Here is a 19819-nt window from a genome sequence, read left to right as displayed (position 1 = left end):
CGCTTCGGGACGAACCCCGGGCTCACTCGCCCAGGCGGTCGGCCAGCTCCAGCCACTCGCCCTCGATCGACTCCTTCTCCGCGAGGATCTCCTTCAGCTGCGCGTCGAGCGAGGCCAGCCGCTCGTAGTCGGCGGCTGCGTCGGCCATCGACGCGTGCAGCTTCGCCTCCCGGCCGCTCAGCTTGTCGAGCTGGCGCTCCATCCGGGAGAGCTCCTTGCGGAGGTCGCGCTCGTCCTTCGCGGACAGCCCGGGGGCCGTCTCCTTCGCGCCGGTGGACGAGGTCGCCGAGGCCGTACCGGACACCGCGCCGGACGCCGCCCGCGCGGACAGGGCCGCCCCCGAGGCGCGGCGGGCGAGGTATTCGTCGACACCGCCGGGGAGCATCGACAGCTTGCGGTCGCCGAGCAGCGCGACGGTCCTGTCGGTGACCCGCTCCAGGAAGTAGCGGTCGTGGCTCACCAGGATCAGCGTGCCCGGCCAGCCGTCGAGCAGGTCCTCCAGCTCGTTGAGCGTCTCGATGTCGAGGTCGTTGGTCGGCTCGTCGAGCAGCAGCACGTTGGGGTCGTCCATGAGGAGGCGGAGCAGCTGCAGGCGGCGCCGCTCGCCGCCGGAGAGGTCGCCGACGACCTTCCACTGCGCGTCGCCCTTGAAGCCGAGGCGCTCCAGCAGCTGGGAGGCGGTCCACTCCTTCTTGCCGACCTGGATGAACTTGCGGACCTCCTCGACGGTCTCCAGCACCCGGCGCTCCGGGTCGAGCTCGCCCAGCTCCTGCGACAGGTGCGCGAGGCGGACCGTCTTGCCGCGTACGAGCCTGCCCGAGTCGGGGTGCACCGTACCGGCGAGCAGGCGGAGCAGCGAGGACTTGCCCGACCCGTTCACGCCGATCAGGCCGACCCGGTCGCCGGGGCCGAACTGCCAGGTCGAGCGGTCGAGGACCATCGGCCCCTGACCGGGTCCCCCGGCGTGCAGGGTGACGTCCTCCAGGTCGTAGACCGTGCGGCCCAGCCGGGCGGCGGCGAACTTGACCAGCTCGACGCTCTCCCTCGCGGGCGGCTCGTCGGCGATGAGCGCCTGGGCGGCGTCGATGCGGAACTTGGGCTTGGACGTGCGCGCGGGCGGGCCCCGGCGGAGCCAGGCGATCTCCTTGCGCATCAGGTTCTGGCGGCGGGCCTCGGTGGAGGCCGCGACCCGGGCGCGCTCGGCCTTGGCGAGCACGTACGCGGCGTATCCGCCCTCGTAGCGCTCGACCGAGCCGTCCACGACCTCCCACGTCCTGGTGGAGACCGCGTCCAGGAACCACCGGTCGTGGGTCACGACCACCAGCGCGGTCCTGCGGCCGGCCAGGTGCCTGGCGAGCCAGTCGATGGCCTCGATGTCGAGGTGGTTGGTGGGCTCGTCCAGGATGATCAGGTCGTGCTCGTCGATGAGCAGCTTGGCCAGGGCCGTACGGCGCCGCTCACCGCCCGAGAGGCTTCCGGCGAGCGCCGTCAGGTCGATGTCGCCGAGCAGGCTGGCGAGGATCTCGCGGATGCCCGCGTCGCCCGCCCACTCGTGCTCGGACCTGTCACCGAGGACGATCTCGCTCACCGAGCGCGCCGGATCGAGATCGTCGCCCTGTGACAGCGAGCCCACCTGGAGCCCCCGGTTGTGGGTGACCCGTCCGGTGTTCGGCTTGAGGTCGCCGGCCAGCACCGAGATGAGGGTGGTCTTGCCGCCGCCGTTGCGACCGACCACGCCGATGCGGTCGCCCACCTCGATGCCGAGGGAGACGTCGCGGAGCAGGGGCTTGGGACCGTAGGAGTGGGAGACCGACTCAAGATTGACCAGATTCATCGCCACACAAGCGTATCCGCTCCCGACCGGCGCGCTCCCCCACCGGGAACGCCCCGGCCCGCGCGACCCACCCCGGAAACGACCGCCACCCGCGCCCCCGCCGTAAACGGCCCGCGCGGCCCGCCTCCCGAAACGACCGCCACCCGCGAGGCCTTCGCCGGGAACGGCTCCCTCCCGCGACTCGGCCGGGGAAAACAGCCCTCTCCTGAGCCCTCACCGGAAACACCCACCGGGGAAACGTCCCTGACGGGAGCGGGAACGGCTACACGATCACGGGGCCGGGGACGGGGCCGTGCGCGGTGATGACGTCGCGGGCCACCCCGGCGTCCTTCAGGGAGGCGGCCAGCTCGCCCGCGTGGGCCTCGGAGCGGGCGAGGAAGGCGCAGGTGGGCCCGGAGCCGGAGACCAGCGAGCCGAGGGCGCCGTGCTCGCGGCCGGCGTCCAGGGTGCGGGCCAGGGAGCCGCGCAGCATCACGGCTGCGGGCTGCAGGTCGTTGCGCAGCTCGGTGCCGAGGATCTCCGCGTTCCCCTCGCGGAGCGCGGCCAGCAGTGGCTCGGCGGCCTGGGGCCAGGCGACCCGCTCGCCGGTCGCCTGGCGGAGGCGGTCGCACTCGGCGTAGACCGTGGCCGTGGACAGGCCGCCGTCGGCGAGCGCGAACACCCAGTGGAAGGTGCCCGCGACGTCCAGCGGGGTGAGCCGCTCGCCCCTGCCGGTGCCGACGGCCGTACCGCCGAGCAGCGCGAACGGGACGTCGCTGCCGAGGTCGGCGGCGATCTCCATCAGGTCCTCCAGCGGCAGGCCGAGGCCCCACAGCTCGTTGCAGGCGACCAGGGCCGCGGCGGCGTCGGCGCTGCCGCCCGCCATGCCGCCCGCCACCGGGATCGACTTGCGGATGAGCAGGTTCACGCCGTACGAGCGGCCCGCGTGCCCGGCCAGCGCGAGGGCGGCCTTGATCGCGAGGTTGTCGTGGTCGCCGGGCACCTGGTCGGCGGACTCGCCCTCCACCCGGACGCTCATCCCGGTCTCCGCGGTGGCCGTGACCTCGTCGAAGATCGAGACGGCGTGGAAGACGTTGACGAGGTCGTGGTAGCCGTCGTCCCGCAGCGGCCCGACGGCGAGCTGCAGGTTCACCTTCGCGGGCACGCGGACGGTCACGGAGTTCATGCGTCCCTCATCGGGGCTCGCTCACTGGTCACGACGTCAGATCGTAACGGGATCCCTCCACCGCGCACACAAACCGGCCTGCGAATCACGCCACACCGCTCTCCGCCGCGCCCTCCGCCGCACGGTGCTCGGCGATTCGCGCGAAGTCCTCGACGGTGAGCTGCTCGCCGCGCTCGGAGGGGTCGATCCCCGCGGCCCGCAGCGCCCGCTCGGCCGCCGGGGCCGTGCCCGCCCAGGAGGCGAGGGCCGCGCGGAGGGTCTTGCGGCGCTGGGCGAAGGCGGCGTCCACCACCGCGAAGACCTCCTCGCGGGTGGCGACGGTCGTGGGCGGTTCGCGCCGGACCATCGCGACCAGGCCCGAGTCGACGTTGGGAACCGGCCAGAAGACCGTACGGCCGACGGGACCTGCGCGGCGGACGTCGGCGTACCAGGCGGCCTTGACCGAGGGGATGCCGTACACCTTGGAGCCGGGGGCGGCGGCCAGCCGGTCGGCGACCTCGGCCTGCACCATGATCAGGACCTTGTCCAGCGACGGCTGCGTCTCCAGCAGGTGCAGCACCACCGGCACGGACACGTTGTAGGGGAGGTTCGCGACCAGCGCGGTCGGCCTCTCCTGCGGCAGGTCCGCGGGCAGCACGCGCATGGCGTCGGCGAGCACCACGGTGAGGCGGTCGGCGAACTCGGGGGCGTGCTCGGCGACGGTCAGCGGGAGCTGGGCGGCGAGGACGGGGTCGATCTCCACGGCGATCACGCCGCGGACCTCGGGAAGCAGCGCGAGCGTGAGCGACCCCAATCCGGGGCCGACCTCGATGACGACGTCGCCGGGCTCAAGCCCGGCCACCCGCACGATCTTGCGGACCGTGCCCCCGTCGATCACGAAGTTCTGGCCGAGCTTTTTCGTGGGACGAATGTTGAGCTTGTTCGCCAAAATACGTATTTCCGCCGGACCAAGAAGGCTCATGCTGGTTCTCCGCACGGCGGCTGAAACCCGGCATCCACCGGTCCGCCGTGGTCTTCGACTCGTCTGCCTCGATCACCCAAGGTTGCTCTCCCATGCCATCCGACCAGTTTCCCGCACCGAAGACGATGCAAAGACGCTCGATGAAGCGCGAGGGGTTCCGTTGTGGATAACGTTGCCGTACGGGGGCCCAACGGTGAGAAAGGGAATCTTCCCGGTGAAGAGGACGTGAACCAGCCCGGTGTCGAGGGGCTGCGACCCGCCGACCCCGAGCAGATCGGGAGTTATCGCCTGCTCGGACGTCTCGGCGAGGGCGGGATGGGAACCGTCTACCTGGCGCTGGCGCCGACGGGGAGGCCGGTCGCGCTCAAGGTGGTGAAGGCGGAGTTCGCGATCGAGGAGGGCTTCGCGGCGCGGTTCCACACGGAGGTCGAGAACGCCCGGCGGGTGGCCTCGTTCTGCACCGCGCAGGTGCTGGACAACGGCAACGACGACAACGGGCGGCCGTACATGGTCACCGAGTACATCGCGGGCACGCCGCTGTCCCGCCAGATCATCGAGCACGGCGCCCTGGAGCAGGGCACCCTGCACGGCGTGGCCCTGGGGGTCGCGGCGGCGCTGGCCGCGATCCACGTCGCCGGGCTGGTGCACCGGGACCTCAAGCCCGCCAACGTGATCCTGTCCATGTCGGGCCCCCGCGTGATCGACTTCGGCATCGCCAGGGCCCTCGACTCCACGCACAGCTTCACCCGCTCGGGCGAGGTGCTCGGCAGCCCCGGCTGGTGGGCCCCCGAGCAGGTGCGCGGCCTGGAGATCACCCCGGCCGCCGACGTCTTCGCCTGGGGCTGCATGGTCGCGTACGCGGGCAACGGCCGCCACCCCTACGGGCGGGGCGACATGATGACCATGGCCACCCGGCTGCTCACCACCCCGCCCGACCTGGGCGCGCTTCCCGCTCCGCTGAACGACCTGGTCCGCCGCGCGACCGAGATGGACCCCTACCAGCGGCCCAGCGCCCAGGACCTGCTGATCGCCCTGGTCGGCGGCGGGATCGCGGCCCCGGCCGTCCCGGTTCCCGTCCGGGCCGACCCGCCCACGCTGATCGCCACGGACATGCTGAGCGAGTCGTGGGAGCCGCCCGCCAACGTGGAGCCCGACTCGACCCAGACCCTCAGCGCGCTGAACCTGGAGGCGGGGTTCACCGACCCGGCCACGGCACCGACGCCCATCCCGGGATCGATCCCCCGGTCGATCCCGGTCAGGGACCCGGCGGACGCGCCCTCCGTACCGGCCTCGTCCGCCGCCGGGGCGGCCTTCGCGCCCGCGCCCCCGGAGACCCCGGGAGTCACGGCGCCCTCCTCGACCTCGGCGGCCTCCGCGACCTCGCCGTCCGGGCCGTCCGGGCCGTCCACGATGCCTCCGGCCTCCGGGTCCCGGGCGGCGTCGGCCTCTCCGACCCTGCCCGCCTCCCCGACCTCGCCGACCTCGCCGTCCGGGCCGCCGGGATCCTCCGGGCCGCCTGGGTCGTCGGGGTCTTCTGGGTCGTGGGGTTCTTCGACGGCGCCCGAGTGGACCCCGCCGCCGAATCCGCTCCCGTACCCCATGCGGGCCGAGCCCGCGACCTCGCCGTCGCGCCCGTTCACGCCCCCCTTCCAGGCCCCGCCGTCCGGCCGGGCGGCGGGCGTCGCACCGGGCCCGGACGCGGGCCGGGGGCCGGGGCAGGAGCCGGGGCAGGGCCAGGCACGAGGCCACGCACAGAGCCAGGCGCCGGGTCAGGTACCCACGCTGCCCCCGACCGGCTTCCAGGTCCCGCCGGGATCGGCCACGCCGGACGCGAAGGGCTCGGCGCCCCGGCGGCGCTGGCTGTTCGCCGGGCTGGCCGTGCTCGCGGCGCTCGTCGTCACGGTCGTCGTCCTGATGAACATCCCCGGCGGGGACACGGGCGGCCAGGCTCGGACGGGCACCACCGGCGCCCCCGGGCAGACCGGCGACCTCGCCGGTACCGGCGCCGGCGACGTGGGCCGCAAGATCGCGACCGGCTCCTTTCTCGCGGACCCCCAGCTGATCGTCCCGCGCACCCCGGCCTGCGGGCTCACCTCCTACGGGAACGCCACCCCGGCGAAGGGCCGGTTCTGCGCGGTCCCGCTGACGCTGATCAACACCGGTGGCGAGTCGGTCCAGCTCGGTGACACCGCCGCGATCACCCTGACCGACGACCGCGGCTCGGCGCACACCCCCGAGCGGGTGTCGACGGGCCTGCCCGCCGCCCTCCCCCCGGGCACGAAGGTGGAGGCCGTCCTGGTCTTCGACCTGCCCCCGGCCCGCAGGCCCGCCAAGCTGACCGGCGTACTGATCAAGGAAGGCAGGACGATCGAGGTGAGGCTGTCGTGAGGCTGCTGCTCTCCGTCGCCGCGACCGCCGCGATCGCGCTCTCCTCCACCGGGGCCGCCGAAGCCGGGGCCGCCGAAGCGCTCACCGCGCCCGCCGGGGCCCTCGCGGCCACATCCGGTACCTCGACCGGCTCCTCGACCAGCACTGCTTTCGCCGCCTCGTCCGCCGACTGCGCCGGGGCGGGTGTGAGCGACTTCGACGGCGACGGCCTGGAGGACTCCGCGGTCGGCGACCCCTTCGCCAACCCCGGGGGGCTGACCGGCGCGGGAGCCGTCCACGTGCTGTTCGGGCGGGGAGAGAGCGGGAAGGCCGTGACCGTACCCGAGACGAAGGCGGGGGACGCCTTCGGGTGGTCGGTACGGCTGGCCGAGGTCGACGGCGACGGCTGCGCGGACCTGCTCGTCGGCGCCCCGTACGCGGACGTGGCGGGCCTCGCGGACGCGGGCGCGGTCTACGTGGTGTACGGCGGCCCCGGGGGCAGGACGGCCCGCCTGGCCGCCCCGGAGCCGGAGGCCGACGCGCACTTCGGCTGGTCCCTGACCTCGGGCGGGACGCTGGTGGCGGTCGGAGCCCCGCACGAGGACGCCGACGGCACGGCCGACTCCGGCGCCGTCTACCTCTTCGACACCCCGGCGCCCGGCACGGGACGGGACGGCGGATCTCCCAGGAGACCGAGGGCGTGTCGGGCAACGGCGAGGTCGGCGACATGTTCGGCTGGTCGCTGGCGATCGGCAGGTTCGGTGGCGGCGCGGACGAGCCGGATCTCGCGGTCGGGGTGCCGTACGAGAACGACGACGGCGCGGGCCGCCAGGTCGACTCGGGCAAGTCCGACTCGGGGTCGATCGCGGTCGTCTACGACGTGCGCGAGCCCAAGGACGAGTACGCGAGCAGGAAGTGGGACCTTCGTGAGGTGGCCAGGTCCGAGGAGGGCGACCGGTTCGGCTACTCGATGGCCTACACCGAGCAGGGCGGCATCGGTTACCTCGCGGTGGGCGCCCCGCTCGGCGACGGCGGCGAGGTGAAGGATTCCGGCCTCGTCCAGCTGTTCCAGTCCTCCGGCGACCGGGAGGTCAGCCCTCTCGCCACCCTCCACCAGGGCGCGGAAGGGGCCGAGGGCGAGGGCTACGGATTCTCGCTGGCCTTCACCGGCGAGGGCGCGGGAGAGGTCAGGCTCGCCGTGGGCGTGCCCTTCGACGGCACCGGCGGGCAGGGCGGCGTGCGGCTGGTCACGCTGGGCGAGCAGGCGACGAGCACGCTGGTCGCCCAGAGCGAGGCGGGCGACCACTTCGGCTGGTCGGTCGGGTTCAGCGGCAACCGGCTGGTCGTCGGAGCGCCCGACAGGGGAGGCGCCGGAGCGGTCGTCCTGCTGGGCCGCAACGACCCCCAGGGCATCCCGCTCTCACCGGGCACCGGGAAGATCCCCGCCCTCGAAGACGCCGCCTCTGCCGACTTCGGGTCCGCCGTGGGCTGAGCCTCCCGGCTTCGGGTCCCGTCGTGCGCCGGGACTCCCGGGTTCGGTCCTGTCGTGCGCAGGCATTTCCGGCTCGGTGTTGTCGTGCGCCGGGACTCCCGGGTTCGGTCCTGTCGTGCGCAGGCATTTCCGGCTCGGTGTTGTCGTGCGCAGGCATTTCCGACTCGGTCCCGTCGTGCGCGGGCATTCCCGGCTCGGTCCTGTCGTGAGCCGGGGCTCCCGGCTCGGTGTTGTCGTGGGCCGGGCTCCCGGGTTCGGGCCCATGACAGGACCGAGCCGGGCCGGGCTTTCCGGTTCGGGTCCCGCCGCGAGGCGAGGCCGCGCGGGTTCGGGGCTCGTCGTGGGCCGGGAGCGCATGAGATCCGGCCAGCTGGTACGAGAGGCCCGGAACCCGGCGCCCCTCACCAGGAACCGAAGACGGTCTCCCCGTTGGCGCTGATGGCGGTGGCCAGGTCGGTGAGGTCGGCCGCCTTGACCTCGGCGAGGCAGCGCAGCGTGAGCGGGATGAGATAGGGCGCGTTGGGCTTGCCCCGGTGGGGGGTGGGCGGCAGGTAGGGCGCGTCGGTCTCGACGAGGATCAGCTCCCTCGGCGCGACCCGCGCGGCCTCGCGGAGGTAGGCGGCGTTCTTGTAGGTGACCGGGCCGGAGAACGACATGAAGTATCCGGCGGCGACACACCGCTTCGCCATCTCGGCGTCGCCGGAGAAGCTGTGAAACACCACGACCTCGGGGGCGCCCTCCTCGGCCAGCACGCGCAGCACGTCGTCGTGGGCCTCGCGGTCGTGGATCACCAGGGCCTTGCCGGTCCGCTTGGCGATCTCGATGTGCGCGCGGAAGCTGGCGTGCTGGTCCTCCTTCGACGCCCAGTCGCGGTAGTAGTCGAGACCGGTCTCCCCCACCGCCCTGACGTGCGGCAGTCCGGCCAGCCGTTCGATCTCGGCGAGGGTCTCCGGCGTCGAGGCGTGCGCCTCGTTGGGGTGGATGGCCACCCCGGCGTAGACGTCCGCGTGCAGGGCGGCCGTCTCGGCGTTCCAGCGGGAGGACGGCAGGTCGTAGCCGATCGTGACGAGCCGCGTCACGCCGACGGCGCGGGCCTCGTCGAGAATGCCCTCGACGCTCGTCCGGGCCGCCTGCGCGGCCTGGGCGACCGGATCACCCGAGGACGCCTGGCGGTTGCCCACCATGATGTCGAGGTGGCAGTGGCTGTCGAACACCTCTGCCGGCAGAGGCCTGGGTGCGTCGGGAAGCTTCGGCGTGCTCACGGCGTCCAACCTACCGAGAAGCCGGTGCGGCCCGCGCCCGGTGCCGGGCGCGGGCCGCGAGAGCCCTGGTCGCGGGCCACGACTCATGGAGAACCCTGGTCGCGGGTCGCGGGCCATGACTCGTGGAGAGCCCTGAGCGTGGGTCGTGGGTCGCGGTTTACGAGTCTCGGAAAGCCGGAGGCAGGCCGCGGGCCGCGAGAGCCCGTCCTACTCGCCCAAACGGGCCAGCTCCTCCTCGACGATCTTCGGGTCGAGCTTCACGAACAGCGGGGTCGGCGGGGCGAGCGGGGAACCCACCCGGATCGGGGACGACTCCCAGCGCGCGGCGCCGTCGTAGGAGCCGGTGATGATCGGGTACGTCCTGCCGTCGTCGTCGGTGACCTCCTGGATCTCCGGCATGCCCGACCAGACGCCGGTGCCGCCGAGCATCGCGTAGATCTTGTTGGAGGAGTTGGGGAGGACCGGGGTGAGCAGCGTCTTGGCGTCGTCGACGACCTGGAGGGCGACGTGCAGGATGGTCTTCACCCGCGCGGGGTCGTCCTTGATCTTCCAGGGCTCCTGCTCGGCCAGGTAGCGGTTGGCCTCGCGGATGACCTCGAACGCCTCGTTCGTCGCGTTCTTGAAGCGGCAGTGCTGGAACTCGGCGGCGACCTTCGGGAAGGCCGCCCGGCTGCGCTCCAGCATCGCGCGGTCGGCGTCGCTGAGCTCGCCCGCCTCGGGGATGACCCCGAAGTTCTTGGCGGCCATCGAGATCGAGCGGTTCACCAGGTTGCCCCAGGCCGCGACCAGCTCGCCGTTGTTGCGGTTGAGGAACTCCGACCAGGTGAAGTCGGTGTCCTGGTTCTCCGGGCCCGCCACGGCGATGTAGTAGCGCAGCGCGTCGGCGTCGTAGCGCTCCAGGAAGTCGCGCACGTAGATGACCACCGAGCGCGAGGAGGAGAACTTGCGCCCCTCCATGGTCAGGAACTCGCTGGAGACGACCTCGGAGGGCAGGTTCAGCGCGCCGAGGGAGCCCGGCTCGCCGTCACGGGCACCCTGGCCGTTGTAGCCGAGCAGCATCGCCGGCCAGATCTCCGCGTGGAAGACGATGTTGTCCTTGCCCATGAAGTAGTAGCCGAGGGCCTCGGGGTCCTGCCACCACTGGCGCCAGGCCTCGGGGTCGCCGGAGCGGCGGGCCCACTCGATGGAGGCGCTGAGATAGCCGATGACCGCGTCGAACCAGACGTAGAGCCGCTTGTTGGCCTGGTCGCTCCAGCCCTCCAGCGGGATCGGCACGCCCCAGTCGAGGTCGCGGCTGATCGCGCGGGGGTGCATGTCGCCGAGCATGTTGAGGGCGAACTTCAGCACGTTGGGCCGCCAGTCGCCCTCCTTGGAGGACAGCCACGACGCCAGGACCTCGGCGAACGCGGGCAGGTCGAGCATGAAGTGCTCGGTCTCCACGAAGATCGGGGTCTCGCCGTTGACCTTGCTCACCGGGTCGATCAGCTGGATCGGGTCGAGCTGGTTGCCGCAGTTGTCGCACTGGTCGCCGCGGGCGCTCTCGTAGCCGCAGATCGGGCAGGTGCCCTCGATGTAGCGGTCGGGCAGGGTGCGCCCGGTGGAGGGCGAGATGGCGCCCATCGTGGTCTGGGGGAAGATATAGCCGTTGGCGTGGAGTCCCTTGAAGATCTCCTGGGTGACCGCGTAGTGGTTTTCCGTGGTGGTCCGGGTGAACAGGTCGTAGGAGAGCCCCAGCGCCTGGAGGTCCTCGACGATCACTCTGTTGTAGCGGTCGGCGAGCTCGCGGGCGGTGAGGCCCTCCTTGTCGGCCTGGACCTGGATCGGGGTGCCGTGCTCGTCGGTCCCGCTCACCATGAGGACCTTGTTGCCCGCCATCCGCTGGTAGCGGCTGAAGACGTCGGACGGCACGCCGAATCCGGAGACGTGCCCGATGTGGCGGGGGCCGTTGGCATATGGCCAGGCGACCGCGGTCAGGATGTGCTGGGACATGGTGCAAGCCTAAGGGACGCGGCCTCGGGCCTTGGTGCTGTCGTGGTTCTCCGCGGCCCCCGACTTTCCGGGAGCTTTCCCCGGCGCCGCCGCGACACTCGCGGTCACCGCGGCGCCGGTGACGCTACGGCAGCCTCGGGGCCGCCGGAGTGACGCCGTCGGCGGGGACGTCCGCCGGGTCGCCCGCCGCGGCGCGGCTGACGGCCTCGGCGGCCTCCTCCGCGGCGGAGGCGGCCACGTCGATGGGCGTCTCCTTGGTACGGCGGATGCCGAGGATGCTGATGAACAGCGCCGCGAAGATCGTCTGGAAGCTCACGATCAGCGCGGTGGCCGAGGGCACGACGATGCGCAGCGACTCCGACGGGATCAGCGGGCCGAAACTGCGCGTCTGCCAGTGGACCAGGGAGGCGACCAGGCCGCCCAGGCCGCCCAGGGCGAGCAGTCCGCCGACGATCAGGCCCTTCTCCAGGCTCACGATGTCGACGAGCTTGCGCACCCTCCGGTCTTCGGGCAGGAAGCCCTCCTCGGCGGCGTACACCTTGGTGAACAGGGCGAACAGCGACGCCTGGAAGCCGATCACCACCATGGCCGAGGCGCCGACCAGGGTGTCGACGTCGAAGGCGAGCTTGCCGATGTAGACGGGGCCGAAGGTGAGGGCGGCGCCCGCGACCAGGCCGAGGGTCATCAGGACCAGGCCGGGGATGAAGAACAGCCAGCGCGGGCTGTAGAGCATCAGGAAGCGCAGGTGGCGCCAGCCGTCGCGCCAGGAGCGCAGGTGCGGCGGGCGGGAGCGGCCGTCGGGCGAGAGCGTGGTGGGCACCTCGCGCACGTCCAGCCCGGACAGGGTCGAGCGGACCACCATCTCGCTGGCGAACTCCATGCCGCCGGTCTGCAGGCCGAGCTTGAGGATGGAGTCGCGCCGGAAGCCGCGCAGGCCGCAGTGGAAGTCGCCGATCGCGCTGGGGAAGAACAGGCGGCCGATGAAGGAGAGCACCGGGTTGCCCAGGTAGCGGTGCAGCGGGGGCATGGCGCCCGGCGCGATGCCGCCCTTGAACCGGTTGCCCATCACCAGGTCGGCGCCGTCACGGAGCTGCTCGACGAACGGCAGCAGCGCCGTGAAGTCGTAGGAGTCGTCCGCGTCGCCCATGATCACGTAGCGGCCGCGCGCCGCGCGGATGCCACCCATCAGGGCGTTGCCGTAGCCCTTGGCGTCGACGTGCACCACCCGGGCCCCGGCCTCGCGTGCGAGTTGCTGCGAGCCGTCCGTGCTGCCGTTGTCGGCGATCAGGACTTCCCCGTCGATCCCGTGCTCCCGCATGCAGGCGAGCGCCTTGCGTACGCAGGTCTCCACGGTCTCCGCCTCGTTCAAGCAAGGCATGACCACGGTCAGTTCCACGTCTCAACCCTTCACTCACTGCACAAGCCAATCTCACCATGATGCCCTCTACAGTCCCCTGCCCGGGTCAACTCCCCGAAACGGCTGGCATCCTGTAATGCATGGTGACCGCCGCCGACCGCCCTCGCCCGGACGCGCCTCCGCCCGCCCGGGGCACTCGCCTGCGGGCGTTCCTGTACCGGCATCGCCTCTTCGTGGCCGCCCTCGCGCTGGCGTTCCTGCTGCGTGTGATCACCATGCTCGGGTACGGCCCGGCCCAGTGGTTCAACGACTCCTACGAGTACGTCTCGGGGGCGGTGAACCCCGATCGGCCCAGTGCCCTGCGGCCGAACGGCTACTCCTTTCTGCTCCTGCTGCTGAGGCCGCTGCACAGCTTCGGCCTGGTGGCCTTCGTCCAGCACCTGATGGGCCTGGGCGTCGCGGTGCTCGTCTACTCCCTGCTGCGCGTCAGGTTCCGGCTGCCCGGCTGGGGGGCGACCCTGGCCGCGCTGCCGGTGCTGTTCGACGCGTACCAGATCCAGCTCGAACACCTGATCATGTCCGACGCGATGTTCATGCTGCTGGTCGTGGGGGTGGTCACGCTGGTGCTCTGGCACCGGCGGATGTCCTGGCGGCTCGGCGCGGTGATCGGATTGCTGCTCGCCCTCACCGCGCTCACCCGGTCGATCGGCCTGCCGATCCTCGTGCTGGTCGTGATCTACCTGATGGTGAAGCGCACGGCCTGGAAGACGATCGCGGCGATGATCACGGCGTGCGCCCTCCCGGTGGTCGGCTACATGGCCTGGTTCGCCTCGGCGCACGGCAACTTCGCGATGACCAACAGCGACGGCGCGATCCTCTACATGCGGACGGCGCTGTTCGCCGACTGCCGGAAGATGAACATCGACCCCCGGGAGGAGCTGGAGCTGGCGCTGCTGTGCATCAGCGCGCCGCCGGGCCAGCGCGGCTTCTCCGGGCAGAAATACCTCTGGTGGGCGCAGAACGGCCAGCGCTTCCACGCCTTCGGGGTGGGCAGCACGTTCACCCCCGAGACGAACAAGACGGCCGGGTCGTTCGCCCAGCGGGCCATCCTGTCCCAGCCGCTCGACTATCTCGGCCTCGTGGCCGGTGACTTCTTCCGCGCCTTCCACTGGGGGAGGCCGCGCTTCCCCGACTTCAACACCTACCGGCAGTACGAGTTCCTGCCGGAGACCAAGGTCCTGCCCGCCTGGTCGTCGTACCGGGGCAGCACCGACACCGACGCGCTGAAGTACGACCCGGGCCTGCGGACCGCGCCGATCCAGGGCAAGACGCGCGTGATCGGCACCGACGTCAGCGACCCGTGGGCCGGTTTCCTGCAGGTCTACCAGCGGATCGTCCGGCTGCCCGGCATCGTGCTCGGGGTGCTGCTGCTGATCGGGCTGGGCGGGGTCGCGGCGCGCTGGCGCAGGCTGGGCGGGCCGGTGCTGCTGCCGTGGCTGGCCTCGTTCGGGCTCATCCTGGCCCCGGCGGCGACGGCCGAGTTCGACTACCGCTACCTGCTGCCCGCGGTGCCGCTGGCGTGCCTGGCGGCGGCGATCTCGCTGCGCCACGGGTTCTCCAGGCCCGCCCCGGCCACGCCCGCCGCCGTCACCCCCGACGACGTCGGAACCGTCGACCCCGTCGACGCCACGACCGGGCCGATCATGATCGGCCCCGCCGCGCCGCCGCCCGCTCCGGCCGCGCCCGACCCCGTCACACCCGACCCCGTCACACCCGACCCGGTCACACCCGACCCCGTCACACCCAGCTCCGGAACAGCATCCGCGCCCACCACTCGGAGTGCGGGATGAGCTCGGCGACCAGCACCGGGTAGAGCCACCCGAGGTTGATCAGCGCGAGGAGCGTGAAGGCCCCGACGACCGCGGCCCCCACCGCCCTGCGGTTGGGCGCGGCGTCCGCCCGCCCGATGATCAGCCCGGCGGCCAGGGTGAGCGCGAGGATCATGAAGGGGAGCATCGTGATCGCGTAGAAGAGGTACATGGTGCGATTGTCGGCGAGAGCGTAGTAGAACCAGGGGAGCCATCCGGCGGCGTAGCCGAGGAGCACGGTCCCGGCGCGCCAGTCGCGGGTGGAGACGTACCAGGCGACCATGGCGATGAGCGCGGCCAGGCCCCCGTACCAGATGACCGGGGTGCCGACCCCGAGGACCGCCTCGGCGCAGCTGTCGGCGCCGCACCCGGTCTTGTTCGCCGGGTAGTGGAACGCCACCGGGCGCGACAGCAGGGGCCAGGTCCAGGGGGCCGACTGGTAGGTGTGCCCGCTGCTCAGGCCGGTGTGGAAGCCGAGCACCTGCACCTGGTAGCTCAGCCAGGACCGGAGCGAGTCGAAGACGAAGAACCCCGGACCCTGCGAGGTCGCCTGCGCCCAGTTGCGGCCCCAGCCCAGCGGCGAGGCGAACCAGCCGGCCCAGGAGACGACGTAGACGACCACGGGCAGCAGGCCCAGCGCCAGCACGCCGCCGGTCAGGTCCCTGTTCAGCGCCCCCACGTACGGCCTGTGCAGGCCGATCGCGCGGCGGGCCCCGGCGTCCCAGGCCAGGGACATCACCGCGAAGGCGACCAGGAAGAACACCCCCGACCACTTCACCGCGCAGGCGGCGCCCAGGCACAACCCGGCCGCGATCCGCCAGGGCCGCAGCCCCAGCCCCGGGCCCTGGTCGCTCAGCGGCGAGGTCTCGTACCAGGTCACCAGGCGGTCGCGCACCCAGTCGCGGTCGACGACCAGGCAGGCGAAACCGGCCAGCACCCAGAACATCAGGAAGATGTCCAGCAGAGCCGTGCGCGACAGCACGAGGTGCAGCCCGTCGAGCGCGAGGAGCAGCCCGGCGAGGCAGCCCAGCATGGTCGAGCGGGTCATCCGGCGCGCCACCCGGGCCAGGATCAGGATCGACAGCACCCCGACCACCGCCGCGCCGAACCGCCACCCGAAAGGGGTCATCCCGAAGAGCTGCTCGCCCACGCCGACCATCCACTTGCCCAGCGGCGGGTGGGCCACGTAGAGCGGGCAGGGATCGGCCTCCGGCGGCGAGCACTTGACCAGGAAGTCGGTCCTCCCCGCGATGATCATCCGGTCGGCGACCGGGTCCTTCACCGTGCCGAGCGAGGCCCGCTCCACCCCGTGGTGGATCATCGCCCAGGCGTCCTTGGCGTAGTACGTCTCGTCGAACACGACCGCGTGCGGCCGCCCGAGGTTGACGAACCGCAGGACCCCTCCGAACACCGCGACCAGCAGCGGTCCCAGCCAGCCCCAGGCCACGCTTCCCTGCATGGGCGGCAAGAGGCGATCCCGTATTAATCCCATTCGGGCAATTATGGTGATAAATCAGTTGCGATGGACAGCGTCATAAAGATCGCGTTTGGGGATTCCCGCCGCCTTCGCCACGTCCATGATCGCCTGCTTCTTCGGCACCCCGGTCTCCTCCCGGCGCGCCACCTCCTCGACCAGGTCCCCGATCACCGGCGGCAGGGCCTGCCCGGCGTACCCCGCGACGACGACCGTGATCTCCCCCTTGACGCCCCCGGCCGCCCACTCGGCCAGCTCCCCGAGGCCGCCGCGCCGCACCTCCTCATACGTCTTGGTGAGCTCCCGGCAGACCGCCGCCCGGCGGTCGGCGCCGAACGCCTCGGCCATCGCCGCCAGCGCGACCCGCAGCCGGTGCGGCGCCTCGAAGAAGACCATGGTGCGCTCCTCCTCCGCGAGGGCGGAGAGCCTGCGGGAGCGCTCACCGGACTTGCGCGGCGGGAAGCCCTCGAAGCAGAAGCGGTCGCTGGGCAGCCCCGAGACGGCCAGCGCGGTGGTCACCGCCGACGGCCCCGGCAGTGAGGTGACGGTGATCCCCGCCTCGACCGCCAGGTGGGTGAGGCGGTAGCCGGGGTCGGAGACGCCCGGCATGCCCGCGTCGGTGATGACCAGCACGGTCTTGCCGTCCTGGAGGGCCTGGAGGAGCTCGGCGGCCCGCCCTGCCTCGTTGGCGTCGTAGTAGGAGACGACCCGGCCGCCGATCTCCGCGCCCAGCTCCCCCGCCAGGCGGCGCAGCCTGCGGGTGTCCTCCGCCGCGACCACGTCGGCACTCTCCAGCGCCTGCCGCAGCCGGGGCGAGGCGTCGCCCACCTGCCCGATCGGAGCCCCTGCCAGCACAAGCCTGCCGTTGTCCGTCACCGTCCCATCCTCCCGCATCCCCAAGGACCCCCAGCCTGGGAAGAAGTTCGCGAATTGGGCATCTGGCAGATTTTTCCTGGGCTGGGGGTGGTGGGGGGACCGTACGATGTCCGGGTGGCCGTGACCGACTTCACCAACCAGGCACCGAAGCAGCCGGAGCCCCAGGAGCCCCAGCCGCCCGGCGGGGCGAGGGGCTCGGCGCGCGACCGGCTGGTGCCGCCGATGCCCGGCGGCGCCCTGTGGGGCTGGCTGGGCCCGCTGCTGGTCGCGGCGTTCGGAGGGGTCCTGCGGTTCACGAACCTCGGTCACCCGCGCGCGGTCATGTTCGACGAGACGTACTACGCCAAGGACGCCTCGGCGCTGCTCACCTTCGGCGCCGAGCACAACGTCGTCAAGGACGCCGACAAGATCCTGATGGGGGGCGGCACCGAGATCTGGCAGAAGTGCGCGCCCGCCGAGATCGACAAGTGCGCCTCCTACGTGGTCCACCCGCCGCTGGGCAAGTGGATGATCGGCGTGGGCGAGCAGATCTTCGGCATGACGCCCTTCGGCTGGCGGTTCGCCGGGGCGGTGGTCGGGGTGCTGTCGATCCTGATCCTGGCCCGGGTGGCGCGCCGGATGACCCGCTCGACCATGCTCGGCTGCCTCGCCGGGCTGCTCCTCGCACTCGACGGGCTCCACTTCGTGCTGTCGCGCACCGCCCTGCTGGACATCTTCCTGATGTTCTGGGTGCTGGCCGGTTTCGCCTGCCTGGTGGCCGACCGCGACTGGGTGCGTGATCGTCTGGTGACCTGGTACGAGACCTCGCCGCTGAGCGACCAGGGCCCGGGGCTGGGGCTGCGGCCCTGGCGGATCGCGGCCGGGTTGTGCCTGGGCGCGGCCTGCGCGGTGAAGTGGTCGGGGGTCTTCTTCCTCGTCGCCTTCGCGGTGATGTCCCTGGCCTGGGATGCCGGGGCCCGCCGCGCGATCGGCCTGCGCAGGCCGTACGCCGGGGTCCTCGGCAAGGACCTGCCGAGCGCGCTGGCGGCGATGGCCCTGCTCCCCGCCTTCACCTACATCGTCTCCTGGGCCGGCTGGTTCGCCTCGGCCGGCGGCTGGGGCCGCAACTGGGCGCAGGCGACCTCCCAGGGCCCGGGGTTCTTCGTCTTCGACTCGCTCCGGTCGTGGCTGAGCTACCACTTCCAGGTGCTCGGCTTCCACACCGGGCTGGCGACCCCGCACAACTACGAGTCCGACCCCTGGACCTGGCCGCTGCTGCTGCGCCCGGTGGCGTTCTTCTACGAGAGCCCCAAGGGCGCCTGCGGCGCCGACAGCTGCTCGCAGGCGGTCCTCGGGGTCGGCACCCCGGTCATCTGGTACGGGGGTCTCGCGGCCCTCGTCGCCATGGTCGCCTGGTACGTCGCCACCCGCGACTGGCGCGCCGGAGCCGTGCTCCTCGCCTACGCCGCCGGATGGCTCCCCTGGTTCTACTGGGCGATCGCCGACAACCGGACCATGTTCCTGTTCTACGCGATCCCCATGGTCCCCTTCATGATCCTCGCGATCGTGCTCGCGGCCGGGCTGATCATCGGCCCGGCGCGCGCCCCGCAGGGACGCCGGACCGTCGGCGCCGCGGTCGTGGGCGCCTTCGCCCTGCTCGCGCTCGTCAACTTCTGGTGGCTCTACCCGGTGCTGGTCGCCGAGATCGTCCCGTACGCCGAGTGGAGTTCGCGAATGCTTTTCAAGAAGGGCTGGATCTGAGCGTCCGCATATGAGCCACTTAGAAGACATTTCCTAGGGTAGGCACCGTGCAGGATCCATTACGCCACGTCCATCGTCAGAGCAGGCCCGCATACGGCAGACTTCGAAGCATGCCTGCACCGGACGTGGCCGCACTCCTGTCGGAGCTGGAGCGTTCCGAGCCCGCCGCCGCCGAGCACGCCCGCAGCGCGATCGACTGGCTGACCGGCGGCGAGCCACTGGAAACGATCACCGAGCTCAACGTGTGCGAATTCCTCTGGTACACCCTGCCCTCCAAGGTCACCGGAGACCGCCCGGCGATCGCCCGCGCGCTGGGCCGGTTGCTGCGGCTGGGCGGCCTGGAGCGCTACGCCGCCCTGTGCTCGTCGTCCACGACGACCCAGATCCTGCGCACCTACGCCCGGCTGGGCGAGGACGCCGGGATGGCCGCCTACCAGACCGCCCTGGACGCGACGGGCGTGCTCCCGCCCGACGTGCCCGAGCTGCGGTGGAGCTCGATCATGGGCCCCGAGGAGCTGGGCGCGCACGGCGCCTGCTCGGCCGCGCTGGAGCTGGCCATCGTCTCCGGGGAGCTCGTCCCCGACCCCGCCGAGCGGCAGAAGCTGACCAGCCACTGGCTCACCACGCCCCGTCCCGAGCTGGGCGGCGACAACTGGCTGCACCGGGTCCAGGGCGAGCGGCTCAACCGCTGGGTCCTCGGCCGGGGCACCGCCTGGCGCGAGCTCGCCCAGCCCTTCGAGGTGCGCCTGCACGCGCCCATCCCCGCGCCGGACGAGGCCCACCTGGGGGCGCTGCGCTGGCTGCTCACCGTGGGCCGCCGCCCCGAGGGCATCCCGCTGACCCAGCGGCACAACCTCGCCCGTTCCGTGCTCGCCGAGAGCACCTGGAGCGCCGCGGAGCTGGCCGCCGTCCGCGAGGTGGCCCAGGACCAGATGGGCGCGCTGCGCCGGGCCGGCAGGCGCCTGGTGACCACCCCGGCCGGCGAGCGCCTGCTCGGCGACGCCGACCTGCTCTGGGAGACCGCGGCCGCCGCCCTGCTCGCCCCCGCGTCGGGGGAGAACGGCTTCCGCGCCTCGGCCAGGGAGGTGGCGCTGATGCTGCTCGCCGACGGCGCTCCCGCCGACCGCGACCACGTCACCGCCGTGATCGACTGCGCGGAGTGGCAGACCCTGGAGGTCGACGCCTCGCTCACCGAGCTGGGCAGGCGCCTGGACGCCTTCGGCCTCCGCGTCGACGGCCGCCTCACCCCCGCGGGCCGCTCCGCCGCCCTCGCCGCCCTGCGCGGCCACGCCCTGCGCCCCCGCCAATACGTCAACATGCCCTGAGGGCTCCCCCGTCCCTCCCGTTCCTCTTCTTTCCCCTCGGCTTCCCCTTCGGCCGGAACCGTGCGGTGACCAGGGAAAGTATGGTTGGCGAAAGCCGACTATCTCTCTC

Annotated in this window: 14 protein-coding genes and 1 pseudogene; 6 read left to right on the top strand and 9 right to left on the bottom strand. The window is 72.2% G+C overall.

From position 1 onward, the window contains the following. Nucleotides 1–22: 22 nt before the first annotated feature. The 3 genes from ABT053_RS17055 to rsmA all read right to left on the bottom strand — a co-directional run bounded on the left by ABT053_RS17055 (nucleotide 23) and on the right by rsmA (nucleotide 3960). Nucleotides 23–1834 carry an ABC-F family ATP-binding cassette domain-containing protein gene (locus ABT053_RS17055; RefSeq protein ID WP_350969969.1) on the bottom strand — a complete coding sequence of 604 codons (1812 nt, stop codon included), beginning with the start codon at nucleotides 1832–1834 and terminating at the stop codon, nucleotides 23–25. A gap of 262 nt (nucleotides 1835–2096) precedes the next feature. Then, nucleotides 2097–2999, bottom strand: coding sequence for a 4-(cytidine 5'-diphospho)-2-C-methyl-D-erythritol kinase (locus ABT053_RS17050; RefSeq protein WP_350969968.1), 903 nt, complete (start codon nucleotides 2997–2999; stop codon nucleotides 2097–2099). A gap of 85 nt (nucleotides 3000–3084) precedes the next feature. Beyond that, nucleotides 3085–3960, bottom strand: a complete 876-nt coding sequence (gene rsmA / locus ABT053_RS17045; RefSeq protein ID WP_350969967.1) for a 16S rRNA (adenine(1518)-N(6)/adenine(1519)-N(6))-dimethyltransferase RsmA — start codon at nucleotides 3958–3960, stop codon at nucleotides 3085–3087. Between the two features lie 225 nt (nucleotides 3961–4185). On the opposite strand from rsmA, the gene ABT053_RS17040 reads away from it, so the two are divergent. After that, on the top strand, nucleotides 4186–6348 hold the full coding sequence (locus tag ABT053_RS17040; RefSeq protein WP_350969966.1) for a serine/threonine-protein kinase: 2163 nt from the start codon (nucleotides 4186–4188) through the stop codon (nucleotides 6346–6348). Next, nucleotides 6345–6758: pseudogene (locus tag ABT053_RS17035) on the top strand (FG-GAP repeat domain-containing protein); the annotation flags it as partial. The gene ABT053_RS17040 and the pseudogene ABT053_RS17035, both read left to right, overlap by 4 nt. A 41-nt stretch (nucleotides 6759–6799) precedes the next feature. Here ABT053_RS17035 and ABT053_RS17030 read toward each other — a convergent pair. Then, entirely contained in the window at nucleotides 6800–6943 is a 144-nt protein-coding gene (locus ABT053_RS17030; protein ID WP_350970018.1) for a hypothetical protein, read from the bottom strand. Nucleotides 6944–7027: 84 nt separating this feature from the next. Here ABT053_RS17030 and ABT053_RS17020 point away from each other — a divergent pair, with 84 nt between their 5' ends. Then, on the top strand, nucleotides 7028–7819 hold the full coding sequence (locus ABT053_RS17020) for a hypothetical protein (protein WP_502991785.1): 792 nt from the start codon (nucleotides 7028–7030) through the stop codon (nucleotides 7817–7819). A gap of 401 nt (nucleotides 7820–8220) precedes the next feature. Here the strand turns inward: ABT053_RS17020 and ABT053_RS17015 are convergent, their stop codons facing one another. The 3 genes from ABT053_RS17015 to ABT053_RS17005 form a co-directional block, all read right to left on the bottom strand. Further along, on the bottom strand, nucleotides 8221–9081 hold the full coding sequence (locus ABT053_RS17015) for a TatD family hydrolase (RefSeq protein ID WP_350969965.1): 861 nt from the start codon (nucleotides 9079–9081) through the stop codon (nucleotides 8221–8223). Nucleotides 9082–9288: 207 nt separating this feature from the next. Further along, a complete protein-coding gene (gene metG / locus ABT053_RS17010) occupies nucleotides 9289–11070 on the bottom strand; it encodes a methionine--tRNA ligase (protein ID WP_350969964.1) in 1782 nt (593 codons plus the stop codon). Between the two features lie 124 nt (nucleotides 11071–11194). Next, on the bottom strand, nucleotides 11195–12466 hold the full coding sequence (locus ABT053_RS17005) for a glycosyltransferase (RefSeq protein WP_350969963.1): 1272 nt from the start codon (nucleotides 12464–12466) through the stop codon (nucleotides 11195–11197). A gap of 101 nt (nucleotides 12467–12567) precedes the next feature. Between ABT053_RS17005 and ABT053_RS17000 the strand changes: the two genes are divergently transcribed. After that, a complete protein-coding gene (locus ABT053_RS17000; protein ID WP_350969962.1) occupies nucleotides 12568–14277 on the top strand; it encodes a hypothetical protein in 1710 nt (569 codons plus the stop codon). On the opposite strand, the gene ABT053_RS16995 is transcribed toward ABT053_RS17000, so the two are convergent. Next, nucleotides 14225–15754 carry a dolichyl-phosphate-mannose--protein mannosyltransferase gene (locus ABT053_RS16995; RefSeq protein ID WP_350969961.1) on the bottom strand — a complete coding sequence of 510 codons (1530 nt, stop codon included), beginning with the start codon at nucleotides 15752–15754 and terminating at the stop codon, nucleotides 14225–14227. The genes ABT053_RS17000 and ABT053_RS16995 overlap by 53 nt on opposite strands. Nucleotides 15755–15808: 54 nt before the next feature. Next, the gene (gene rsmI / locus ABT053_RS16990) at nucleotides 15809–16663 is read right to left on the bottom strand and encodes a 16S rRNA (cytidine(1402)-2'-O)-methyltransferase (RefSeq protein ID WP_350969960.1); all 855 of its coding nucleotides are present in this window, start codon (nucleotides 16661–16663) and stop codon (nucleotides 15809–15811) included. Between the two features lie 96 nt (nucleotides 16664–16759). On the opposite strand from rsmI, the gene ABT053_RS16985 reads away from it, so the two are divergent. Next, nucleotides 16760–18385: a dolichyl-phosphate-mannose--protein mannosyltransferase gene (locus ABT053_RS16985; RefSeq protein ID WP_502991784.1), complete on the top strand. Its 1626-nt coding sequence runs from the start codon at nucleotides 16760–16762 to the stop codon at nucleotides 18383–18385. A gap of 110 nt (nucleotides 18386–18495) precedes the next feature. Continuing rightward, on the top strand, nucleotides 18496–19710 hold the full coding sequence (locus tag ABT053_RS16980) for a hypothetical protein (protein ID WP_350969959.1): 1215 nt from the start codon (nucleotides 18496–18498) through the stop codon (nucleotides 19708–19710). Nucleotides 19711–19819 lie beyond the last annotated feature (109 nt).

This window comes from Streptosporangium sp. NPDC002524 (assembly GCF_040295985.1).
GTDB lineage: Bacteria > Actinomycetota > Actinomycetes > Streptosporangiales > Streptosporangiaceae > Streptosporangium.
This window is presented reverse-complemented; position numbering and strand designations above follow the sequence as displayed.

Bases quoted from the DNA above. Each gene is read 5' to 3' on its own strand.
- ABT053_RS17055 (WP_350969969.1), bottom strand. From the start codon at position 1,834: ATGAATCTGGTCAATCTTGAGTCGGTCTCCCACTCCTACGGTCCCAAG.
- ABT053_RS17050 (WP_350969968.1), bottom strand. From the start codon at position 2,999: ATGAACTCCGTGACCGTCCGCGTGCCCGCGAAGGTGAACCTGCAGCTC.
- rsmA (WP_350969967.1), bottom strand. From the start codon at position 3,960: ATGAGCCTTCTTGGTCCGGCGGAAATACGTATTTTGGCGAACAAGCTC.
- metG (WP_350969964.1), bottom strand. From the start codon at position 11,070: ATGTCCCAGCACATCCTGACCGCGGTCGCCTGGCCATATGCCAACGGC.
- ABT053_RS17000 (WP_350969962.1), top strand. From the start codon at position 12,568: ATGGTGACCGCCGCCGACCGCCCTCGCCCGGACGCGCCTCCGCCCGCC.
- ABT053_RS16995 (WP_350969961.1), bottom strand. From the start codon at position 15,754: ATGCAGGGAAGCGTGGCCTGGGGCTGGCTGGGACCGCTGCTGGTCGCG.
- rsmI (WP_350969960.1), bottom strand. From the start codon at position 16,663: ATGCGGGAGGATGGGACGGTGACGGACAACGGCAGGCTTGTGCTGGCA.
- ABT053_RS16980 (WP_350969959.1), top strand. From the start codon at position 18,496: ATGCCTGCACCGGACGTGGCCGCACTCCTGTCGGAGCTGGAGCGTTCC.